Annotated in this window: 1 protein-coding gene; it reads right to left on the reverse strand. The window is 55.3% G+C overall.

The features are described from left to right. Window positions 1-255 (reverse strand): IS3 family transposase (locus MWC30_RS22325; RefSeq protein WP_244086371.1); only part of this gene is annotated, 255 nt, incomplete at both ends.

Consider the following 255-nt stretch of genomic DNA (forward strand, 5'->3'; position numbering starts at 1 on the left):
CGCGCTTGTGATTGACAGGGTAGCCCTTCCGATTGAGCCAGGCGGTCATGCGACGAATGCCGTAGAAGGGGGTCTCCATGTACTGCCTGTCTATCAGGCGCATCAACTCCGTTTCGAACCCGGACACCTCCATGGGTTGGTAGTAGTAGCTGGAGCGAGGCAGCCTCAACAATTCACACTGCCTGCAGACCGGGATCTGCGGATGATCCGGCTCTATCCGCTCTCTCTTTTCATTTGTCGATAAGGCCAGATTTT

Source organism: Desulforhabdus sp. TSK, from assembly GCF_022836495.1.
Lineage (GTDB): Bacteria > Desulfobacterota > Syntrophobacteria > Syntrophobacterales > Syntrophobacteraceae > Desulforhabdus.